Here is a 21,628-nt window from a genome sequence, read left to right on the forward strand (position 1 = left end):
GCGTAGTCCTTTTCTTATTAGTGGCGCGGTCATATCGATGCGCGCTCGTGAAGGAGCAATGCCCATGCCACTGACTTGGAACAGGGCTAGACGGCTTGATTTGTTGGGGTTCCGGGACGGGGCGAAGCGCTATTCATCCGTGAAAGACGCTACAGGTGTAGCGAGTAGCGCTACAGGGGCAGGACAGGTGTAGCGCGGTAGGCGCTATTGACGAATTGGGAATCAGCGCTTGAGAAGGGCTAGGTGATATCCCGAGCCTTGGAGGTGCTGTCTCCGAGCGAAGTGATAAAAGATAAAGCGTGCCCGTTGCGCGGCCATGGCCTGGTCCCACGGTTATCAGGATGGCAACAAGCTGCCTCTCGATCTCCGTCAAATCGATGGCACGGGTGCTCAGCGTACCGCTCACGGTGGATATCGAAGGCGGCTACTCGGATGACCTGGAGCAGGTCGGCCACGTAATCCACGCCGTCATCGCCGCTGGGGCGGTCGGGATCAACATCGAAGACGGCCTGGGCTCTCCAGAGCTGCTTGTTCGCAAGATCGACGTTGCGAGAAAGGTGGCAAACCAGGCGGGCGTCAAGCTGTTCATCAACGTACGGACCGACGTCTATTTGAAAAACCTGTTCCCTGCCGAACAACGCCTGGAGGAACTCCTGAAGCGCAGCGCACTGTATGCGAGCGTCGGGACGGATGGTCTGTTTGCCGCTGGCGTGGTCGTAACGTGGGACATCCAGACTACGATTTCAAGCCAAGCCGCTCCATGGCCTCATGGGCTTCGATGATCATCCCGGACACTTCGGCGACGGTTACATGCAACTTGGTTGCCCGCGACCTCATGTGTTCGTAAGCCTGAGTCTCGGTCAGGTTTTGACGTTCGACCAACACACGAATGGCTTTTTCGATCTGTCGACGAGACTTTATGGTCAACTCCAGTTTGTCGATTTTCCCTTGCAAGCGTTCCTGATAGCTGTACGAAGCTCTAGCAAGGACCAGCGTGCTAAGAATTCCGGAAGATCGAAACGGTTTTGAAATCACCCCGTGAGCACGCGTATCGAGCAACAACTTCAAGATGGTCGGGCTTTCGTAGTCGGAAAGCGCGATGAGCGCCGCGTTGACGGAGGCGCCCGACCAGATCTTGTTGCCTTCCAGCGCCTGCGTAATCTGAAAGAGAATGACGTCGACGTCCGCAGGCGGCTCTGAGGGGAATGGCCAGACGATTTTCACCCGGCAGCCAATTCTTTTCAGCTGCTGCATGACAATATCGCGGTCATCCCCAGGGGGATAAACAAACGCAACACAGATGCTGCGCAAATCTTCATAGAGACGACGAAGGCTGGAACTCATGGCGTCACCTCAACCAAAACTCAGAGAAACCGAAGGTGGAGAGGTAAGGGTCGGGTTTGACCGGCCCCGATCCTTCCCATACGACGTCGAACTGCCCATCACTGCGGCAAATTCCGATCCGGGGCGTGAGGGCGCAATGGTTATTTTCCGCATCAATCGCTATCGGCCCTTCTGGCGAAGCGAACTTCACCTTGTGTACGGCGTCGACTAATTTGCGCCTGTCCAGACTACCAGCTCGCTCCAGGGCACGCGCGAACAGGTGAACCTGGGAATAGGCCATTTCCGACCAGGTACTGGTTGGTCGGTCGCCGAAGCGTGTGCGCCAAAGCTCAATGAACCGTTGATTACTATCGTTGCGCAGCGAACCGAAATAGGTGGCAGCGGTGATGTGGCCTTCACACAGTTGCGGCCCGATCAAACGGATTTCTTCTTCGGTCATGGAGAGGCTGGCAATGGGCATTTTTTTGGGATCCAGCCCATGCTCTCCATACAACTGATAGAAAGACCGGGCCGACTGTCCGACGAGGGTCGAAAACACAACATCCGGCTGGGCTTCGCGGATTTCATTCAAAACGTCCTTGAGTTGTTCTACGCCTGCGTCGATGGGCAGGTAGACCTCATCTACAATCTCGCCGCCGTATTGTTCAACGACGTCCCGCATGATGCGATTGGATTCACGAGGGTAGATATAGTCCGCACCCACCAGAAAGAACCGGGTGCCCTTGTTTTGCAACAGGTAAGCGGCCAATTGAATGCTGTTCTGATTGGGTACGGCGCCGGTATAAATGATGTTGGGTGAATATTCGAACCCTTCATAGAACGAGCAATACCAGAGCAACGCGTTATGGCGTTCGATGAGCGGCAGCACCGCTTTTCGGCTGGAAGAGCGGGAACAGCCAAAAATGACGTTGATCTCATCTTCGATCAGCAACTTGCCGGTCAAGCGTCGGTATTCTTCCGCAGACCCCTTGGGGTCATAGGCGGTTGGAATCAACGGCAGATTCAGGACGCCACCCAGGGCGTTTATTTCCTCGATCGCCAGCACAGTACCAAAAAAATGTTCGGACTCAGTGACACCGGTAGCACCCGAGCGCGAGTACAAGATGCCGATAGGCCACCCCTGGTCTTTAGTGACTGCTGTCTTGGTGTTGGGCATGACGCTTACCTATTGATCAAAAATATCTTGTAGTTCGGTTGCGGACCTGAGGCTTTGGATAGCCAACATCAACAATATCCTCGCTTTCTGCGGACTCAGGTCATTGGCGAAGATGACACCGGCCTCTTTCAAAGTACTGCCGCCCCCGGCAAAGCCATAAAGAGGCCTGACCCGACCACGAGGTACGCGGGTGGCAACGACCACCGTGACACCGGCGTCGATGGCCTGCGAAATGGCCGCATACACCTCGGCATTCACATTTCCCGCCCCCAGCGCCTGGATGACGATCCCCCTGGCGCCCGCCTGCACGGCAGCGTCCAACGAGGAGGCGTCGGCGCCGGCGTACATGGCCACGATGTCAACGCGAGGCAAGCTGTCTCGCCCCAGCGACAAGTATTGTCGACGACAGGATGAGCGAGAAAAAATGACCGTATCGCCGTCCACTCTTCCGAGAAAACCGGCATCGCCCGAGTTGAACGACTCAACGTCTGAGGTATGGGTTTTACTGACTTCCCGTGCGGCGTTGATCTGATCGTTCAGGACCACCATCACGCCCTTGCCCGAAGACTCAGGCTCAACGCAGACCCTGGCACCGCTCAAAAGGTTGCGCGGCCCGTCGAAGTCCGATTCGGAGGCATTGCGTTGCGCGCCGATAAGCACAACAGGCTTGCTGGAGGTCAACGTCAAGTCGAGAAACCACGCGGTCTCTTCAAGGGTATCGGTGCCGTGGGACACCAGCACACCCGCGATATCCTGACGAGCCAACGCGGCTTCAATGACCTGATGCAGCTGTACCCAGCGCTGCGGCCCGATTTCGACTGACGGGACATTAGACAGGTTATTGATTTCGAGCCGCGCGATCGTCGCTATGGCAGGCACGGCCTTGATCAAGTCGCTGCCCGACAACGCAGGTATCGGGGCCGACGTTGAAGGGTCAACTTGCATGGCAATTGTTCCGCCTGTGGCGATGAACAGGCACAACGGCAGGTCGTCAGAACTGGACAGGGCCATGAGCGTCACACCCTCAGATGATTGAAAATGGCTTCGGTAGCACCTGGTGCGCGGGCGTCGCCTTCCTCTTCGATCTCGCCTTGTTTGAGCACCAGGTATCGATCCGCCACCTTCAAAGCGAACGGTACATTTTGTTCGATAAGCAGCAGGGTCGTGCCGTGGAGTTGCCGCTCGTGCACCAGTGCGACAGCGATCCGGTCAATCACCGAGGGCTGCAAGCCTTCAGTGATTTCGTCCAGCAAAATGATGGAGGGGCGCATCATTAACGCGCGCGCCACCAGCAGCATTTTTTGCTCACCTCCCGACAGCGTGCCGGCGTACTGCTTCAGACGGTCCTTGAAAACCGGGAACACGGATTCTATGGCAGCGAAACGCTCATCGAACAACGCGTCTTTCTCGAGCCCCATACGCAGGTTGTCCCGGATGCTCAGTTCGGTGAAAAGCGCTTTTTCCTGAGCCGCATAAGCAATACCTACTTGTGCGACTCGATGAGGCGACAGTCGTGTAATGTCACAGGCGTTGACTTGAACAGTGCCTTGTTTCTTGGGCAGGTACCCCATGATGGTCTTGAGCAACGTCGTCTTGCCCATGCCGTTCTTGCCCAGCAATGCGACCGCTTCGCCGGCCGCGACTTTGAACGACATATCCCGTAGGACGACGGACGCCCTGTAACCGCTCGTGACTGAATTCAGTTCCAATGTGGCACCGTTCATACGACCTCCTGTGGAACAAGTGCAGATCCGGCATAAATCGTCTTGACCAAATCCGAATTGACGACTTCTTCGAAAGTGCCCTGCATGACCATCGTCCCTTGGTGTAATACCACGATTCGGGTAGCGATCTGTTCCACAAAATCCAGATCGTGCTCAACCAGCAGGCAGCACAATTTGTAGCGGTTTGCGAGCATGGAAAGCACCACACCGATTTGCGTGCGTTCGGTCTTTGTCAGCCCTGCGGTAGGCTCGTCGAGCAGCACGATACGAGGTTCCAGGGCCAGCACCATGGCCAGTTCCAGCGCTTGCTGTTCACCGTGCGACAAGTCTCGAGCGACCACGTCCAGCATGCTATCCAACCCGGTAACCCGCAGAACGTCCAAGGCATAGGATGGCAAGGCCAACGTATCCGCCCGCGTGAAAAACAAGGGTCGTTCGTGAAGGGTTCCGGCCATACGCAGACACTCGGCGACGGTCAGGGATTCGAAAATATTGGCATTTTGAAATTTGCGCCCGAGACCAAAACGGACGCAGGCCTCGGCCGGAAGCCGACGGATATCGTTACCGCACAGATGCACCGTCCCGGATGTACGGTCAGCCCCGTCGCTCATGCACCGCATCAGCGTTGTTTTACCGGCACCATTGGGGCCGATCAGTCCAACCAGATCACCGGCCTCGGCCTTGAGGTTGATCCCCTGCAGTACCTTGAGCGAACCATAACTCTTGGTGACGTCCTCCATTAGAAGCGCAGGCACGCCATCCGATTCGGGAACCGCTTTCCCTTCACGTTCAACCAGCGCCGGTACTCGCCGCGAACGTGCACCGAAACCGAGGGGCTTGAGCAGAGCCGGGACGATCCCCTGCGGCAACAAGACGATCACCAGCACGAAAGAGAGGCCGAGGATCAGTTGCCACAAAAACGGCATGCGGCTGCCGAGATAGGCCGTTGCGACGTTAATCAGAATCGCCCCCGCCATGGGCCCCCACAACGTGCCGCGTCCACCCAGCGCAACCCAGATGATCAGCTCGGTACCCAAGACGAAACCGGACAACTCGGGCGCCACCACGCCACTGAAAACGCCGTAGCCAAAACCTGCGATCCCTGTAATCGCCGCAGTGGCGATCAGCAGAAGGATTTTGATGTTCGGAACGTTGATCCCCAGGTACGCACATCTGGACTCGTTGTCACGTATCGACGCCAGCACACGCCCGGCATCACTGCGCACGAACAGCCAGGCGAAAAGCCCTATCGTTGCCAAGCCACTCCCGGCGATCCAGTACCAGGCATTGAGCGACAAGTCGAAGGTGTCATAGCCGGTGAGGCCAGAGCTGGAGCCCGTCCACTCACCGCCGGACAGCAACAACTGGGTCATTACGATGGGCAACACCAGCGAGATAACCGTGGCAAAAAACGGCGAGGCGCCCCGGTAGAAGGATAGCCACCCCACCAACCCTGCAACCACCATCGGGACAACAATCGCGAGCCCGATGGCGATAGCAATGGAGCCAGGCGACAGGCCAAAGTGAGTAAAAACCAAGCCTGCGGCATACGCACCGATACCAAAAAACGCCGACTGCCCAAAGGTGAGATATCCGGTATAGCCCCACAGCACATCCACCGTGATAACGACGATCGCAAACAGAAAGGCCTTGATCAGCAGGTTGAGGACATAGCTATCGAAGATCCATGGGCCAGCGACCAGCAATGCGATGGCGATCAAAGCCAGCACGCCCGGACGGCCCCATGCTCCCTGACGACTGGCCCCCGTGGATTGGGGGTTTGCCGCCTGCAACGTAGTGTTAGTCATGTGCGAACCCCTTTGGACGAATACGCAAGGTCAACGCCGCCAACACGGCAATCGTGAGTCCGCCAAGTACCGGGCTCGCATAGGTGCTCACGATAACTTGGCACGCACCAAATACCGCGCAAGTCACGATAAGGCTGGGCATCGAATGCCCGGAGACCATGACGAGCATGAAGGCAGAAACCAGCCAGATAATCCCCATGCCTGGGTCAATACTCGAAAGCGGACTAATCAAGGCCCCGGCCAATGTGCCCAGGCCCGCGCCCAGGCTGAAGGTAATGAAGCGTATGCGCCCGGCATGGATGCCCAGGCCACTGGCCAATTCCTCGTTCATGATGACGGCGCGGGTTTTGACACCGAAGCGGGTGCCGTTGAGTAGCGCCGTCAGCAAGGCGCACAGGCCGAGTGCCAGGGGAATCAACAGTAGTCGATAGGCGGAGTAATCCGTTCCACCCAGCGACCAGGTTCCAGCCAGAGGCACATCTGCAAACTTCACATCCCGACCAAAGGCGAGAATGATCAGTTGGCCAATCACGATACCCAGCCCCCACGTTGCCAAGATGGCATCCAGAGGGCGTTTGTAAAGTGGCCGAACAATCAGATATTCGATAATCGCGCCAACGATCATTCCGGTCGCGAGAGCCAACGGCCACGCAAGCCAGGGACTCCATCCCAGTTGGGTCACGACAAACGCCGCATACCCTCCCATGGTCAGCAAGGCACCATGGGCGAAGTTGACGATTTTCATTATTCCGAAAATCATCATCAGGCCCGCAGTAACAATGAACAGCATGGCTATTGTTGTTGTTATATCTAGAATTAACACCATGACGTCTCCCTCCGGGGAGAATGCACCGTAAAGCGTTACTTAGTAATCAAGCAATGGACTATTTCAAATTCGGGCATTGAATACCTGGGCTGACTTTTTCTTGGGTTTCAAAAATGCGAATAGAACCATCGCTTTGTATTTGACCCAGGCGCATGGCCAGGGGGGTATGACGGCTGGCATTCATCTGCACAACGCCGCGCGGCCCGACGATGGAGACATCGTTCAACGCCTCTACAACCGCAGCGGAGTCGATGGAGTTGGCTTTTTCCACCGCAGCCTTGTAGAGAAAGAAGGCTTCATATTGCGGTTCGGAAAGTTCGTTTGGCGTGGACAGGTTCCCGGCAAACTTCTGGCCGAGGTCACTCAGGAATTTTTTATTCTCCGGTGTGTCGATGCTGGTCAAGTACGAAGCCGACATGTACATACCCGTTGCGACATCCCCCATGGTCTTGGCGGTGCCTTCGTCAATGGCCAGGTTGCCGTAAGGCAGTGTCAGCGCCGCGGCTTTCAACTGTTTGGCCAATGAGACGTTAGGTGCGCCACCTGCCGTGGCACTGATAAGCGCGTCGGGTTGCGTCGAGCGAATCTTTGAAATAACGGCCGTCCAGTCACTTCCGTCCATCGGCAGGTACTCTTCACCGATGACCTTCCCGCCGTGTTGCTCAATGTACGCTTTAGTAAACTTCAGCATGCCCCGGCCAAAGGCGTAATCGCTACCGACAAGAAAGTAGTTTTTAGCCCCGAGTTTCTGGCTGAAGTAATCCACTACGGGGGCAACTTGCTGTTCTGGCACCCAACCGTTGACATACATCCACTTATTGCAAGAACGGCCTTCATAGAACGAGGTATAGATATAGGGCACGCGCCCCCGAGAAATAACCGGCAAGGCGGCATTGCGCGCGGCGCTACTTTCCATCGCAATAATGGCGTTCACTTTCTTTTCCAGCACCAACGTATCAAAGGCTTTCTGCGCACCTATTGCACCGGAAGCATCATCAACGATCTCCAACTGCACCGGGCGACCGAGGATTCCACCGGCGGCGTTGATTTGCTCCACAGCGAGCTCCGAGGACTGAACAACAGCTGGCGCCACCACGCTATTGGCGCCTGACAACCCCACCGCAACGCCAATCTTGATAGGTTCAGCGGCATGTCCCTGGGTGGCTATGATCGCCGTAGCAGCCAGAACAGCGATACGGATAAGGGGATAAGTGGATTTCATGTGAGTATCCTCGATCGTTTTGTTGTAGAGATGGGGGGTTAGTAGCGAGGTAGCTGCCAGCCGGTGCCTAACATGGGGTCATAGATATCGGTACGGCGGTCACGCAGGACCGTATTGAACGTTGTAAGGCGCCGGGATTGACGGGACGCCTTCAGATTGATATCGGCGTAAAGTATTTGCTGGTTATCTGCACTGCCTGGGGCCACCAATGGCCAACCGTCGGCGCCGACAATGATGCTGTTGCCCACAAAGAGCTGACCGCGTTCGGTGCCTACACGATTAGCGCAAATGATGTTCAGACCGTTGACGTGCGCATTGGCCATGGCCAGCGTATTGGCCATGATCATCGCGCCGCTGCCCTGTCCCGGCATGGGTACCCAGTTGGTTGGCATGCAGACGATATCTGCGCCTTGCAAGGCCAACAGTCGATAGACCTCCGGGAACCAGCCGTCATAGCAGATGATCATCGCCAAGCGGCCAAAAGGCGTATGGAACACCGGTAAACCAAGATCGCCGACCTCGAAATACAGATGTTCGTCTCCCCATAGATGGAGCTTGCGATAAGTCCCCACATAACCTTCGGGGCCGACCATGACGGCAGCGTTGTAAAGCTTGTGCCCCACTCGTTCGGCAACGCCGCCGATGACGTAAACGTTGTGCTGGCGGGCAGCGTCTTCCCACGCCTGGGTGCTGATGCCTGCCGGTACGGATTCCGCCAGTTCAAAGGCCTCTTCACGACTGGAAAAGACATACCCGCTGCTAACCAATTCGGGCAGTACAACGATCTGCGCACCGGCGCTGGCCGCTTCGGCTATCAGGTGCAGCGACACTTCCAGGTTTTCAGCCTTGCAGCCCACTCGTGGCTCCATTTGTACGGCTGCCACCGTGATGCTCGGAAATTCTTGGGTTTCGTCAGAGGATCGAAAAGCCGACATATTATTTTTTCCAAAAAAAAAGCCCCCGAATGCGCTACTAACGCAATTCAGGGGCTTCTATAGCCGATATGTACTCAGCAATATTGCTGAGGGTCTGCGATTTCCAAAAGGAAACGACGACCTGTGCGCTGACGTTACAGAGGTGTATCCACTGATGTCAACGGATTTTTATAGCGGACGTTGGCAGCGCTGCTAGCGAATCGAGCCTGTGCCGCAGGATTCGAATCTGCCAGAACGGCATAGTCGCAGCGCACGCATGATCGCGTGTCTATCGTTGCTCCCGTTGTCGCTCAATCCAAGACCTTGGCGACAACGTCCATAGCCCATGGAGACCTCTATAGCGTTGCCGCGCAGACGATATCGGTTTCCAGGGGCGACCTACGTAACTTAGAGGACAAAGCTCTTCATCATTTCACGCAAGTCGTTAATCACCTGGTTAAGCTCCTTGGTGGTCGTAAACGTCTTATTCGCCACCTCCTGCGACTCGATAGAGAAATCCCTGATATTCAGCAGGTTGTGGTCTACCTCTCGCGCCACCACTGCTTGCTGTTGCATCGCGCTGGCAATGGTTTGATTGCGTTCCGATATCTGCTCTACGGCATGGGTAATTTCATCCAGGGCTCCGCCTGCTGAACGCGCAACGTCGAGCGTACCGTCAGCTTTTAGTGTGCAGCCTTTCATCAAGAGCACGGAATCTTCAATGTCACCACGGATGCCCGTGACCATGTCTTCGATTTCCAAAGTCGATTGTTGAGTGCGATGAGCCAGGCCTCGCACCTCGTCGGCGACCACCGCAAAACCGCGACCGGCATCGCCCGCCCGCGCCGCTTCAATGGCAGCGTTCAAGGCCAGCAGATTGGTTTGCTCGGCAATTGAGCGGATGACTTCAAGTACCCTTCCGATGTCCTGGCTTTTACGGGCGAGTTCGCCGACCTGTGTCGAGGTCTTTTGTACCTCTTCGATCATCTGCTGAATCGCGCTGACAGTCGCTACCACCATCTCTCGGCCATGTTTTGATGAGCTACTGGCGGTGCCTGATGCCTGCGAGGCCAGCAGGGCATTACGGGCCACTTCCTCCACAGCCGCGGTCATTTGCGTCACTGCACTGGCAGCCTGCTCGATCTCCAGGTTCTGCCGGTTCAAGCCCATCGAGCTTTGCTCAGAAAGGGTTTTCATATCTTCCGAGGTATGGGACAGATGATCGGCGGAAACATAAATATTGTTGATCGTATTGCGCAGGCTCCGCTGCATACGTTCCAAAGCCTTGAGCAAACGGGCGGGCTCATCCGACCCTTCAACTTCCTGTGTAGAGGTAAGATTACCCACCGCGACCGACTCGGCCATAGCCAGCGCATGGGTCAGCGGTTTCAAGAAACTGCGAGCCAACACCCAAGCCACGCCGCCCCCCAAGATGATGAGAGCGATGGTCGCCCCCCACATGACAAGACTGAATTGGCTGGCCACCGCATAAGCTTGACTGGCAGCCTGTTTGCTCATGCCCTCTTCGAGATCGATCAATTGGTTGATTAGGTACAACCATTCCACGAACGCAGGACGGGCTTGAGTCAGCAATAGCTCAAGGGCCTGGGGCCCCTGATCATTCAGGCGCATTTCCACCACGCGCCCGATCAGAGGCAGGGTTTTCGCCTCGATGGCCTTGATCTTCGCCAGCGCACTGCGCTCTTCAGAGGTAATGTCATGCTGGCTCGCAAACATGCGATCGAGCGCCTCAGCCGAGGTCGCATAATCTTCCGAGAGCTTTTTGATTTTCGCCAGCTCGGGCGGGATTTCCGTGTTGTTTGCGATCAGCAATGTATCGCGCAATACAATCGCCCGGTCATGCACGCTACCGCGAAAGTTAATCGCATAGCGGGCTTTGACGTTATTGACGTCATTGATACCGGAGAGGGTGTTTTTGATATAGGTCACTTGAGAGGTCGCCAGCCATGTCAGCGCGGTCGACAGCGCCAAGATAAACGCGAAACCAAAACCTAACCGGGTGCTGACATTCAAATTCATCATTACGATTCCTGGTGCGTGCTCGCCAATAGCTGAACGGGAAGAGACACTGGGGCGAACCGTCGAAGTCTTACCTATCCGTGAGCGCCCCTCTGATGATCAAGAGGAGCTGAACGAGGACATGTTTGCGGCACAGACACCGGACCTGTGTGGACGTGGTCTCCCTTGAGGGTATCCAATATAGGCGTGGCCCCTCGCGACCACTATCAGGCAAGACTGATTCTCAGGTAGGGCGCCCCCTATGTTGCCGGATAGGGGGCACCTGAATATCAGTGGCTGACCGGGTTGCTTTCCATTTCCGATGCGTACAAAGAAAAGTTGTTCTTCCCACAACCTTTGGCGCGATACATCGCCATGTCCGCATTGCGCAGAAGACTGACGGTGTCTGAGGCGTGATCGGGGCACAGGCTGATGCCCAAGCTCGCGCCGATGTTTATCCGATGATCCTCGATATCGAAAGGATCGGACAGTGCGCCGACGATGTTCGCCGCGACCCGGGTGGCCTGAGTAGTGCTGACTCGATTTTCCAGGATCACCGCAAACTCGTCGCCGCCGATCCGGCATACCACATCGTTGCTTCGTAATGCATGACGCAATCGCTCCGCGACCAAGATCAGCAACTTGTCGCCGGTCTCGTGACCGAGCGTATCGTTGACGATCTTGAAATCATCCAGGTCGATAAACAGCACTGCGCAGGACGTCCCGTAGCGAAGCACTTCCGCCACGGCGGTCTCGAGTTTTTCCTTGAAATAGTGCCGGTTGTGCAGGCCGGTAATGGGATCGTGGTAAGCCAATTGGTTGAGCTGTTGCTCGGCCAGCCGACGCTGTTGCAGTTCGGCACTGATCCGGGCATCGTGCCATTCTAGCTGCTCCATCATGTCATTGAAGCTGCGGGCGAGACGGCCGGCCTCGTCAGCCCCGTACTCCGTTGCCCGCAGGCTGAAATCGCGCTTGGCGCGTACTTGTTCGGTAAGGTTAACCAAGTCCAGCAAGGGTCGCACAATGCTTGACGCGATTCGTCGCGATAAGATCAAGGACAATGACAGGGCCACGACGGCCGCAAGCCCCCCGAATGCGCTCTGCAACGCCAGGCCACGGTAAAGGGATGCCAGACTTGCCTGCACCGCGACACTGCCAATGTATTGTCCATGAAGCACAATAGGCTGACGAATAAGCAAGTAATTCCAGCCTATGCCATCGGTCACTGCGCGATTCCCATTGGCATCGGTCGTGTCCCTTTGGTAGCTTGCCAGCTCCTTTCCATCGGGCAAGAGAAACGCGGCCCACGTGATGTCTGGAATGTGTTTGAGAGACGCGAGTGTCTCATGGGCTTCGAGTGCATCGTGAAACATGATCGCCGCGGCACCGTTACTTCCGATCACCATGGCGTGCGCCCTCACCCCTTCCGCCAACGCATTGCGCTGTACGATCAGTTGGTAGGCCAGCAAGGCTATCAGCAGGATCACCATGACAGCCGCGGTCAGTAAAAAACCCGTATGGGTGAGTTTGTCGCGTAGCGGCCGATCCCTGAAAGGCATGGGAGACATGCCTAGGACCTGTAGGCCACGAAACTGGCGAGTTTGAGCAGACGGGCACTGAAGTCAAGATTCACGCGCCGTGCTGCTGCAAGATTAACGTCGAAAACAATGCGCGGGCCCTGGCGGCGCATCTCGATCATGATGCCCCGATCGGCAAAACCGGTGGCGTCTGTAATGGTTAACACTGGCGATGCGGCAAGCCGGTGGAGCAGCGAATCCAGCGTTCGGCGGTTGCGTTCGTCGATATACAGTACCTGACAGCCGGAAAACGACTCATTGGGCAGGACCCATCGTATGGAAATGGGTAAGCCGTTTTGGGCTTTTTTACCCTCCAGGTGAGTGAGTTCTTCATCCAAGGGTGTGCTGCCTAGCACGCAGAACTGGAAGTCCGCGTCAGGCAGGGAGGGCCACTGGGCGAACAGCGTGAAGTTATAGAGATAGGCCGCCTTCATGGCGCGCTCGTCCACCGCCGCGTCAGCTAACAGACTCTGGCTGGGCAGGTACAGTACGGCAGAAATGAGTAGGTGGAGAACGAGGTTTTTCATTGGAACGCGTACCCCAGGCTGAACCACAGGGTACGCTCTCCGCGTTCAATCTCAGCGCCGAACGGGGACTCCAGGTAGTGGCGGTCGAAGAGGTTACGCACCGCGGCGGTCACACTCACGCCGGGCAGAATTTCCTCGCTCGTCAGGGTAAGGTCAGTGATTGCATAACCGGCAACATTCCTTCCAGGTGCTATCAGGCGCTCACCCACGTAGCGCGCCGCGAGACTCGCTCGCAACCGTTCTCCAGCGAGCGGTACCGATATCTGTAACTTACTCAGGTTGCGCGGCGAATTGATCAGGTTCCGCGCCAGGTTGTCCTGCGAGCGCTGCCAAGTATGGCTGCCGCGCAGTTGAACACCGTGCCATTGCCATTGCGCTTCGAGTTCCGCACCACGGGTGTCGACCCATGCCAAGGCAGGATCCGAAAACCGTCGGATCGGATCTGTAATGCGGTAACGATAAAGACTGCCCAACACCCTGAAGTCACCACGGCGATAGTCGCTCACGAACTCGGTAGTGGTGACACGTTCCGACTCGGTCGAGGAAAGCTCGTAGAAGGTCGTCTCGTTGCGGCTTGCGAAACGAGTCGCAACGCCGTGGGACAGCGACAGAGTGGTGTCTGACAGGCCTGTATAAAGCAGAGCAGCGCGAGGGGCACTGCGCACCACCGTGTCGTTGCTGCTACGCCGATCAAAGCGCAGTCCCAAGTTCAAGCTCAGATCGTAGGGCAGCTCGATCTCATCCTGGGCGAAGAGGCTGGCGGTTTGGGCCTCCCCATGGCTCCGGCTCAATTCGTATTCGTTGCGTCGGGGGAAATATCGCCGCATCTGTTGATCTTGCAGATAGTCATCGCGGTATTCGCCACCCAATACCACGCGATGGCCCGTGAGGGCTATGCTGCTGATAGTCCCCTCCAGATCCCACCACCGTCCGTCGGCGTCAATGTTTTCGATGAAACGACGCCCGTCTTCAATGGGCTCACGGTAGGCACTGCTGTACTGATAACTACCCTGGGCGAGCCGGACAGAGGAACGGAAGCTGCCATGGTCCGCATCGTGGCCGAGCTTCCATAAGGTATTCGTATCGGAAAAGTTCCAGGCGGAGCCAAGCGGAGTCGACAACTCTTGCTGATTGCGCTCGGCAAAGACCCCCTCGATGCTCCAGGCGCCCTGTGCCCCCTTGATGAAAAGCCGCTGCCCGTCAAGATCGTCTTGTAGGATCCCATCGTCAAGGTGCGTTCGCGGCAGATCGGCTTGAGACGACGAGGCCGAAACCAACCATTCAGCACCGTTATCCAAACGCTTGCCCCAACTGGCGCGCACCTTACGGTCCTGGTTCGAGCCGGTGGTCATGGCCACCTGGGTGCCATTCAGATCGCGCCCTCGCAGGGTTACAACGTTGATGACCCCCAAGAAGGCATTGTTGCCGTACAACGCGGCGCCCGGCCCTGGCGCGTATTCGACCCGATCGATCAGCTCGGTGTCGAGCAAGCCGTCTTCACCAAGGTAGATCTGGTTGAAAACGTTATCGGCGACCGGCTGACCGTCGATGCGCAGCATAACCCGTCCCGCGTATTCGCCAGGCTGCCCGTAACCACGGCCTCCAGGGAAGTAATAGGCACCATCGAAACCGATATTCAGGCCGCGCATGTTGTTCATAATTTCGGCCAACGTCCGGTAACCGAAACGGCGAATGTCTTGTGCCGTGATCACCGAGACGGCGGACGGGGTATCGGTCAGTTGCTGTGAAAATCGTGCTGCGTCGACCACTTCGGTTTCCAGCAACTGCTCGAATGGAACACTGGTCAGATCTTGGGCGACCACTACTCGTGACAGCAACCAGAAGCCCAACACGCAGAAACATCGGCAAGTGCTTAGCAAGACGTGCCGGCGTAACGGTGAGACGGCGGAGTCTAATGGCATGATCTGGATGTGATTCTCTCGGCCGGCGGTGAAGTCGTTGCGCACGGATCGATCCCGCTTCACAAGAGGTCGACGTTTGTAGGACTTGTTTTTGTGTTTGACAGATCGAAGCCTGTCGCTTCGCGGCGGACCACTGGATAGTGATCGTTGCTGTAATAGCCGATTTCAAAATGCCACTTTTTCAGGTGTTACCCCATAAGCCCGGACTGATAATTGAGTAAGGGCTTGCGCAATCACGTAGGGGGATGCTTACACCGACATTCAGCAAGCCGCCTCGCCGTCGCGGCCTAGCTGGACATCACACCGTCAGCGCCCTGTGCGACGATGTGAGCCTAATTGACACTGTCCCGTCCGGGCTTACACCCGGAATTGGCCCAACAGGCGGTTCAATTGATCAGCCAATTGGCGCAGGCTCTGGCTTGCCGCGCTGGTTCGCTCGCAGGCCAATGTGTTGTCTTGCGCGAGGCCAGCGGCCTGGGTGACATTGCGGTTGATGTCCTCGACCACATGGGACTGTTGCAAGGTCGCGCTGGCAATCGAGGCATTGAGGCTTGTCAGGTTACGCAACGATTGGCTGATCTGATCCAGGCTCAGACTGGCCAGACTGGCCTGTTCAATGGTCAATTGCGAACCTTGGCTGCTCTCATCGATCACCTTGACGGCAGCCTCTGAATTACGCTGCAAGGTTTCGATCATGCCTTGGATCTGTGTGGTGGACTGCTGTGTGCGCTGAGCCAACATGCGCACCTCATCTGCTACCACCGCAAAGCCCCTGCCTTGCTCCCCCGCCCTCGCCGCTTCGATGGCGGCATTGAGGGCCAACAGATTGGTTTGTTCGGCAATTGCACGGATCACTTCAATCACACTGCCGATCTGCGTACTCTCCTGCGCCAGCGCCTCGATGACTTTCACGGCTTGCTGGATCGTTCCAGACAACTGTTCGACCTGTCGCGAGCAGTTGCCAATGTTGCTATGCCCTTGCCGGGCACGCTCATCGGCATCGCGCACTTCGCTGGCGGCTTGCTCGGCGTTTTTCGCCACGTCCTGTACGCCATAGGTGACTTCATTGATCGCGGTCGCCACCAGGTCCATTTGATGGGCCTGCTGCTCGCTGTGCCCCTGACCTTCATTGGCGATCCCATCCAGTGAAACGGACGCCTGACTCAAAGACGTAGCGGCTTGCAGCGATTGGCCGATCACATTCCGCAACTTTTGGGTGAAGGCGTTGAAGTGGCCGGCCAACGCAGCCAGCTCGTCATTGCCGCCGGCATCCAGTTGACGGGTAAGATCGCCCTCCCCGCTGGCGATGTCAGCCATGGCGCGCACCGCTTCATTCAATGGCCGGATAATACTTCTGCTGATCAGTATGACCAGCAGGCTCATGATTAAGCCGATCGCCAGGAACACACCGGCCGCTTTCCAAAGCTGCACTCGGAAAGCTGCCTGCACGTCATCGATGTAGGTGCCGGACCCGAGTATCCATTCCCAAGGTTGAAACCGTTCGACATAAGAAATTTTTCCAACGGGTTCGCTGAAGCCTGGTTTGGGCCAGCGATAGCCCACCACGCCGCCGCCATGGCTCTTGGCAACGGCCACCATGTCCAGGAATAACGCCTTGCCATCAGGGTCCCTGAAGCCGGAAAGGTTCTGTCCGTCGAGCTTGGCGTTGGTCGGATGCATAAGCATCCTCGGTCCGAAGTCATTGACCCATAAGTAGTTGTCGCCGTCATAGCGTAGCTTTCGGATGATCACAAGGGCTTGCTTCTGTGCTTCTTCACGACCCAGAACGCCGCTGGTTTCCAACTCATGGAAATGCTTGAGTACGCCCATGCCTGCTTCAACCACTTGGCGGGTCTTGACGGTCTTGGCTTCATATTCCTCTTTGTAGATCTGTTGCAGCATAAATCCGCCAAGCGCAAGGAGCATGGTCATGGCGAGCAAAAGAACAATCCATAGCCGGCGGCTTATTGGCATATTGCGAAGACTTTTCATCGGGGTGTATCAACTCTGATAGGAAAAAATCAAAACGGTGGGAGAGCCACGGATGCCGCGTGCTGCCCATCAAGGCCAGGCAGCATGAAACAATGACAGTTGTCCGAAATCTTCCTGGGACACAGCTTTGCCATACAGCCAGCCTTGCGCGCTATGACAGCCATAGCGCTGCAGGAATACCTGCTGGGAGACCTCTTCAACACCTTCGGCGATCAATGACAAACGAAGGCTATGCGCCATGGAAATGATCGCCTTGACCAACTCGGCGCTGTCACGGTTGTGCTCGATGTCGTGAATAAAAGAGCGGTCTATCTTCAAGGTTTCGATGGGGAAGCGACTCAGATAGCCCAGTGCCGAATAGCCAGTGCCAAAATCGTCGATGGCGATCGAAATACCCATGGCGCTCAGTTGCTCAAGGGTTTCGCGTACGACACTGCTGTTTTCCAACAACAGGCCTTCGGTGATTTCCAGCGCCAGCCAGCCTGGCTCACAACGGGTCTGCTGCAAAATGGCTTGGACCGAAGCGAACAAATCGTTCATCTGGAACTGCCGTGGCGAAAGGTTGACGGCTATTTTCAGCGACGGGCAACGCCCCTCGCGGTTCCAGGCGGCGGCAAAGCGACAGGCCTCATTCAGGACCCATTCGCCGATGCTTACGATCAATCCGGTTTCTTCGGCGATAGGGATGAACGTATCCGGCGGCACCTGGCCCTGCTCGGGGTGATTCCAGCGCAGCAGCGCTTCGGCACCGATGACACGCCCGCTGGCCAGGTCGATCTGCGGCTGATAGTGCAGCGCCAGTTCGCCGTTGTGCAGGGCATGGCGCAAGCTGGCCGCCAACGTCTGGCGCTCGGTGGCTTGTTGAGTCAGGCGCGGCGAGTAGAGTTGCACATTGTTCCGCCCATGTGCCTTGGCATGGTACATGGCCGAATCAGCGTATTGCAGCAGTTCGCTTATGGTGTGTGCGTCTGTCGGGCTGCGTGAAATTCCGAGGCTGCCAGAGACGAAAACTTCCCGGTCCTGAATCCGGTAGATCCCCGTAATCGCCTGTAGGATTCTTTTGCCTACATCCTCCAGGTCCATAGCGTTGGTGAGTTTGGTAAGAATCAAAGCGAACTCGTCACCGCCCAGGCGTGCGACGCTATCGTTACCGCATACGAAACGTCGCAGGCGCCTGGCGGTTTCGCGCAATAATTCATCGCCAGCGCCATGTCCAAACGTATCGTTTACGACTTTGAAATTGTCGAGGTCCAGAACCGCGACAACAACCTGGCGACCGCTGCGCCCGGATTCGGCCAACGCCTGTTGCAGACGCTCTCGAAACAGCTCGCGATTAGGCAGTTCTGTCAGAGCATCATAGAACGCCAGGGTATGCAATCGCCGCTGATAGGCTTTCAGTTCGCTGACGTCCTGAACGGTGCCAAGTGCTTGCAGGAGCCGACCATCGGCGTCGTATTCGATGTTCATATCAGAATGTAGGTGCAGGGACTGCCCACCCACAGAGACACAATATTCCAGTGTCAGGGAAGTGCTTCGCTCGGAGCGCGCCTGCCAGAGACACTCAAGAACTCGCCGACGGTCCTTGAGCGCGAGCATAGAAAGCAGATCGCTCTGGGTCGGAGCCCAATCACGAGGTTTATCCAGCATCCGACAGAGCTGCGCCGAAAGTCGTAAGGAGCCCGGGCGGTAGTCCAGTTGCCAGTGGCCGAGACGAGCCATGGCCTCGGCTTGCTCCAAGCGCCGCTCCGTTGCCTTGAACTCGGAAATGTCGCGACCAACGGCCAGCACGCTGATGACCCGTCCGTCAGCTCCACACTCTGGAACGAGACGAATCTGGCTGGTGATCAAGTGCCCACCCGCCCCGGTCCAGGACAGCTCGTATTCGGTAGGCTGGCCGCTGCGTGCGACGTCGAGCAATGCGGCCTCGTAGGCCAACATTTGAGGAATACCACTTTGGCTGGGCTTGCTGCCAAGCAGATCCGCGGCGGGCACCCCGACCATACGGGCGAAGGCAGGGTTGGCATAGGTACGCTGAGCCTGACAATCATAGCGGGCAATGGTGTCCGGCGTGTTCTCGGCCAATGCGCGGAATGCCCGAAAATCGGCTGCGCTCTCGAACGCCTCACGTACAAGTCGGGCGCAAGGTGCTGTCTGCTCGGCACAGGGAGTACCGTCGTGCAAGCTCAGGGGAGGAAGTTCTTCGTTCATCTTCATGCCCCGCCCCTTGCGTTTGTGCTGGCGAGAATCGCCGAAGGAATGTCGCAAAGTGGCAAAACACGCTCCGCCGCCCCCAGCTTGATCGCCTCTTTGGGCATGCCGAAGACCACGCAACTGGCCTCATCTTGAGCAAGGGTACGGGCACCGGCCTCATGCATCTCTTTCAGACCTCGCGCGCCGTCGTCGCCCATGCCCGTCATGATGATACCCAGCGCACGGCTACCAGCCGCCCGAGCGACAGAGCGGAACAATACGTCGACCGAAGGTCGGTGCCGACTGACAGGCGGCCCGTCACGAACCTCCACCATGTACTGAGCACCACTGCGCGCAAGCAACATGTGCCGTCCGCCTGGCGCGATCAATGCCCGCCCGGCCATGACCCGATCGCCGTTGCGTGCTTCGAGTACCTCGATCCGGCACAACTGGTTCAGCCGCTCGGCGAAGGCAGCCGTGAAACGCTCCGGCATGTGCTGGACGATGAGCAAGCCCGGGCAACCCGGTGGCAGGCGTGTGAGTATCGCCTCCAAGGCCTGAGTGCCGCCGGTGGACGTGCCGATGGCAACCAGCGTCTCGGTAGCCTGTCGCAGGGCACGGTGAACGGGCGGCAGGGTAAGATCGGCGAGCGACCTGGAGCCCGCCCGTGGGATAAGGCGGCTCAAGTTGGCCCTCGCCGCGCTCTGGATGGCCTGGACCAGCTCTTCAGCGGTATCGTGGAGGAACTGCTTGAGCCCATGGCCAGGCTTACCGATGACTCCAACTGCACCTTCGGCCAACGCTTGCAACGTCGTTTGGGCGCCGGCCGTGGTGAGCGTGGAGCAGATGACGACCGGAGTCGGTCGTTCAGCCATCAGTTTTTTCAAGAACGTGATGCCATCCATGCGTGGCATTTCTACGTCCAGCACCAAGACGTCGGGCCACTCACGTTGCATTTTGTCCAGTGCGAACAACGGGTCGACGGCCACCCCGATCACTTCGATCCCGGGGTGCTCGGCGAGCATCGCCGAAAGGACCTGGCGTACCACGGCGGAGTCGTCGACGATCATCACCTTGATTGGCTTCATGCTCGTTTACCCTGATGTACGTCCGCCGTTGGCGGAATATGCTTGAGCGAGACATGGCCGCTCCACAGATCGAAGATCAGATTCCGATGGCCGACGCCCTCCACATGGGCACCGCTGCAACTCAACCCATGGGCCTGTAACAGCTGTTTGGCGGCCTCGACGTTCTTCTTGCCCACATGGTTACCTTTTTGTCTTCCTATGGCGGGGAACATATCGCCACCGCCAAATAGCTGGATGCGGAACTCCGCGAGCGAAACACCATGCAGGCGCGCTTCACGCAGCATCAGCGCAATCGCTTCATCGCCGTAACGACCGTCGAGTTCATCGGTAGAGGGCAACGGGCGGGTCGGCAGCATGAAATGGCTCATACCGCCGATCAACCGCTTTGGATGCCAGCACACCATGGATACGCAGGAGCCCAATAACGTACGGATTCGGGTGTAGCGGTCGCCGAAATACAACTCTCCCGGCTGCAGGAAAATCTCGATGATGCCGTCGTGTCTACGCATGAGGCTTCCGGTATATGGAAGGCGCGACGACTTTCAACTCATCACAAACGCCGTTGAGGCTCTCCGAGTGGCTGACAATGAAGTAGCCCCCCGGCCTCAGCATCGGAAGCAATCGCCGCATCACCTGACGCTTTGTCTCAAGATCGAAATAGATCATCACGTTACGCAAAAAAATGACCTCGAACGCCCCCAACTGGGGCAATGGCGCGTTCAGATTGATTTGTTGAAAGCTCATGCGGTTACGCAAGACCGGGTCGATCAGCAGAGTGCCTGCGTTTTCGCCGACGCCCCTGAAACAGTATTTAACCAACAGCGGCCGTGGAATATCTTCGGCATCGTTCATGCGATACAGGCCATCGCGAGCCTTTTCCAGCACCCGTGTGCTGAGATCCGAGGCGAGTAGTTCCCATGACCGGTTGCCGAGCGCTTCGGCCAGGGTCATTGCAATGCTGTAAGGTTCCTCGCCGCTGGAACATGCGCCGCTCCAGACCCTTAACGTGGAGCGGTTTTCAAGCTCGGGCAGGATGCGCTCGCGCAAGAAAGCAAAATGCTTGGGCTCGCGAAAAAAATAGGTTTCGTTGGTGGTCAACAAATCCACTGCTATTTGCTGTTCGGCCGGGTCACGCATCAACAGCCGAAAATAGTCACCGTAGCTCGACAGATTGCGCTGGCGGATGCGTTTGGCCAGACGCCCACTGACCAGCGATTTTTTGGCATCAGACATACTGATTCCGGCCACTTCAAAAATCATGTCGCGGTACAGCCGGAACTCCTTATCGGAGAGCACCAGGTTATTCATTGCGGGGGAAG

The 21,628-nt window shown here is 57.0% G+C and carries 17 protein-coding genes and 1 pseudogene; 1 reads left to right on the forward strand and 17 read right to left on the reverse strand.

All coding sequences use genetic code 11. The features are described 5' to 3' along the window. Nucleotides 1–310: 310 nt before the first annotated feature. Nucleotides 311–761: pseudogene (locus tag BT116_RS00905) on the forward strand (isocitrate lyase/phosphoenolpyruvate mutase family protein); the annotation flags it as partial. Here the strand turns inward: BT116_RS00905 and BT116_RS00910 are convergent. The 17 genes from BT116_RS00910 to BT116_RS00990 form a co-directional block, all read right to left on the reverse strand. After that, nucleotides 736–1,344, reverse strand: coding sequence for an ANTAR domain-containing response regulator (locus BT116_RS00910; RefSeq protein WP_072339201.1), 609 nt, complete (start codon nt 1,342–1,344; stop codon nt 736–738). The pseudogene BT116_RS00905 and the gene BT116_RS00910 sit on opposite strands and share 26 nt — an antisense overlap. A gap of 4 nt (nt 1,345–1,348) precedes the next feature. Then, entirely contained in the window at nt 1,349–2,500 is a 1,152-nt protein-coding gene (locus BT116_RS00915; protein ID WP_072339203.1) for a transporter substrate-binding domain-containing protein, read from the reverse strand. Nucleotides 2,501–2,509: 9 nt separating this feature from the next. Continuing rightward, complete coding sequence (locus tag BT116_RS00920) at nt 2,510–3,511, reverse strand: asparaginase (RefSeq protein WP_072339206.1); 1,002 nt, start codon at nt 3,509–3,511, stop codon at nt 2,510–2,512. Between the two features lie 5 nt (nt 3,512–3,516). Further along, nucleotides 3,517–4,224 (reverse strand): branched-chain amino acid ABC transporter ATP-binding protein, encoded by a 708-nt coding sequence (locus BT116_RS00925; RefSeq protein WP_072339208.1) that lies wholly within the window; start codon nt 4,222–4,224, stop codon nt 3,517–3,519. Continuing rightward, complete coding sequence (locus tag BT116_RS00930; RefSeq protein ID WP_083569072.1) at nt 4,221–6,032, reverse strand: ABC transporter permease subunit; 1,812 nt, start codon at nt 6,030–6,032, stop codon at nt 4,221–4,223. The genes BT116_RS00925 and BT116_RS00930 overlap by 4 nt, the downstream gene beginning before the upstream one ends. Beyond that, nucleotides 6,025–6,858: a branched-chain amino acid ABC transporter permease gene (locus tag BT116_RS00935; RefSeq protein WP_072339212.1), complete on the reverse strand. Its 834-nt coding sequence runs from the start codon at nt 6,856–6,858 to the stop codon at nt 6,025–6,027. The genes BT116_RS00930 and BT116_RS00935 overlap by 8 nt, the downstream gene beginning before the upstream one ends. Nucleotides 6,859–6,916: 58 nt before the next feature. After that, nucleotides 6,917–8,080, reverse strand: a complete 1,164-nt coding sequence (locus tag BT116_RS00940) for a substrate-binding protein (protein WP_072339214.1) — start codon at nt 8,078–8,080, stop codon at nt 6,917–6,919. Nucleotides 8,081–8,118: 38 nt separating this feature from the next. Then, nucleotides 8,119–9,015: a nitrilase family protein gene (locus BT116_RS00945; RefSeq protein WP_072339216.1), complete on the reverse strand. Its 897-nt coding sequence runs from the start codon at nt 9,013–9,015 to the stop codon at nt 8,119–8,121. A 387-nt stretch (nt 9,016–9,402) separates the two neighbouring features. Then, the gene (locus BT116_RS00950; protein ID WP_083569073.1) at nt 9,403–11,037 is read right to left on the reverse strand and encodes a methyl-accepting chemotaxis protein; all 1,635 of its coding nucleotides are present in this window, start codon (nt 11,035–11,037) and stop codon (nt 9,403–9,405) included. Between the two features lie 266 nt (nt 11,038–11,303). Next, nucleotides 11,304–12,581, reverse strand: coding sequence for a sensor domain-containing diguanylate cyclase (locus tag BT116_RS00955; RefSeq protein ID WP_083569074.1), 1,278 nt, complete (start codon nt 12,579–12,581; stop codon nt 11,304–11,306). Between the two features lie 2 nt (nt 12,582–12,583). Then, nucleotides 12,584–13,117, reverse strand: coding sequence for a YfiR family protein (locus tag BT116_RS00960; protein ID WP_072339222.1), 534 nt, complete (start codon nt 13,115–13,117; stop codon nt 12,584–12,586). Continuing rightward, complete coding sequence (locus tag BT116_RS00965) at nt 13,114–15,084, reverse strand: TonB-dependent receptor plug domain-containing protein (RefSeq protein ID WP_083569075.1); 1,971 nt, start codon at nt 15,082–15,084, stop codon at nt 13,114–13,116. Before BT116_RS00965 ends, BT116_RS00960 begins: the two co-directional genes overlap by 4 nt. Before the next feature lie 312 nt (nt 15,085–15,396). Beyond that, nucleotides 15,397–17,031, reverse strand: coding sequence for a methyl-accepting chemotaxis protein (locus BT116_RS00970; protein ID WP_072339226.1), 1,635 nt, complete (start codon nt 17,029–17,031; stop codon nt 15,397–15,399). A 69-nt stretch (nt 17,032–17,100) separates the two neighbouring features. After that, nucleotides 17,101–19,245, reverse strand: coding sequence for a putative bifunctional diguanylate cyclase/phosphodiesterase (locus BT116_RS00975; RefSeq protein ID WP_072339228.1), 2,145 nt, complete (start codon nt 19,243–19,245; stop codon nt 17,101–17,103). Beyond that, a complete protein-coding gene (locus BT116_RS00980) occupies nt 19,242–20,309 on the reverse strand; it encodes a protein-glutamate methylesterase/protein-glutamine glutaminase (RefSeq protein WP_072339230.1) in 1,068 nt (355 codons plus the stop codon). Before BT116_RS00980 ends, BT116_RS00975 begins: the two co-directional genes overlap by 4 nt. Further along, a complete protein-coding gene (locus tag BT116_RS00985; RefSeq protein ID WP_072339232.1) occupies nt 20,306–20,818 on the reverse strand; it encodes a chemotaxis protein CheD in 513 nt (170 codons plus the stop codon). The genes BT116_RS00980 and BT116_RS00985 overlap by 4 nt, the downstream gene beginning before the upstream one ends. Continuing rightward, the gene (locus BT116_RS00990) at nt 20,811–21,617 is read right to left on the reverse strand and encodes a CheR family methyltransferase (RefSeq protein ID WP_072339234.1); all 807 of its coding nucleotides are present in this window, start codon (nt 21,615–21,617) and stop codon (nt 20,811–20,813) included. The genes BT116_RS00985 and BT116_RS00990 overlap by 8 nt, the downstream gene beginning before the upstream one ends. Nucleotides 21,618–21,628 lie beyond the last annotated feature (11 nt).

The sequence above is a fragment of the Pseudomonas sp. NFACC16-2 genome (genome assembly GCF_900119205.1).
GTDB lineage: Bacteria > Pseudomonadota > Gammaproteobacteria > Pseudomonadales > Pseudomonadaceae > Aquipseudomonas > Aquipseudomonas fluorescens_Q.

Bases quoted from the DNA above. Each gene is read 5' to 3' on its own strand.
- BT116_RS00910 (WP_072339201.1), bottom strand. From the start codon at position 1,344: ATGAGTTCCAGCCTTCGTCGTCTCTATGAAGATTTGCGCAGCATCTGT.
- BT116_RS00915 (WP_072339203.1), bottom strand. From the start codon at position 2,500: ATGCCCAACACCAAGACAGCAGTCACTAAAGACCAGGGGTGGCCTATC.
- BT116_RS00920 (WP_072339206.1), bottom strand. From the start codon at position 3,511: ATGGCCCTGTCCAGTTCTGACGACCTGCCGTTGTGCCTGTTCATCGCC.
- BT116_RS00925 (WP_072339208.1), bottom strand. From the start codon at position 4,224: ATGAACGGTGCCACATTGGAACTGAATTCAGTCACGAGCGGTTACAGG.
- BT116_RS00930 (WP_083569072.1), bottom strand. From the start codon at position 6,032: ATGACTAACACTACGTTGCAGGCGGCAAACCCCCAATCCACGGGGGCC.
- BT116_RS00935 (WP_072339212.1), bottom strand. From the start codon at position 6,858: ATGGTGTTAATTCTAGATATAACAACAACAATAGCCATGCTGTTCATT.
- BT116_RS00940 (WP_072339214.1), bottom strand. From the start codon at position 8,080: ATGAAATCCACTTATCCCCTTATCCGTATCGCTGTTCTGGCTGCTACG.
- BT116_RS00945 (WP_072339216.1), bottom strand. From the start codon at position 9,015: ATGTCGGCTTTTCGATCCTCTGACGAAACCCAAGAATTTCCGAGCATC.
- BT116_RS00950 (WP_083569073.1), bottom strand. From the start codon at position 11,037: ATGATGAATTTGAATGTCAGCACCCGGTTAGGTTTTGGTTTCGCGTTT.
- BT116_RS00955 (WP_083569074.1), bottom strand. From the start codon at position 12,581: ATGTCTCCCATGCCTTTCAGGGATCGGCCGCTACGCGACAAACTCACC.
- BT116_RS00960 (WP_072339222.1), bottom strand. From the start codon at position 13,117: ATGAAAAACCTCGTTCTCCACCTACTCATTTCTGCCGTACTGTACCTG.
- BT116_RS00970 (WP_072339226.1), bottom strand. From the start codon at position 17,031: ATGAAAAGTCTTCGCAATATGCCAATAAGCCGCCGGCTATGGATTGTT.
- BT116_RS00975 (WP_072339228.1), bottom strand. From the start codon at position 19,245: ATGAAGATGAACGAAGAACTTCCTCCCCTGAGCTTGCACGACGGTACT.
- BT116_RS00980 (WP_072339230.1), bottom strand. From the start codon at position 20,309: ATGAAGCCAATCAAGGTGATGATCGTCGACGACTCCGCCGTGGTACGC.
- BT116_RS00985 (WP_072339232.1), bottom strand. From the start codon at position 20,818: ATGCGTAGACACGACGGCATCATCGAGATTTTCCTGCAGCCGGGAGAG.
- BT116_RS00990 (WP_072339234.1), bottom strand. From the start codon at position 21,617: ATGAATAACCTGGTGCTCTCCGATAAGGAGTTCCGGCTGTACCGCGAC.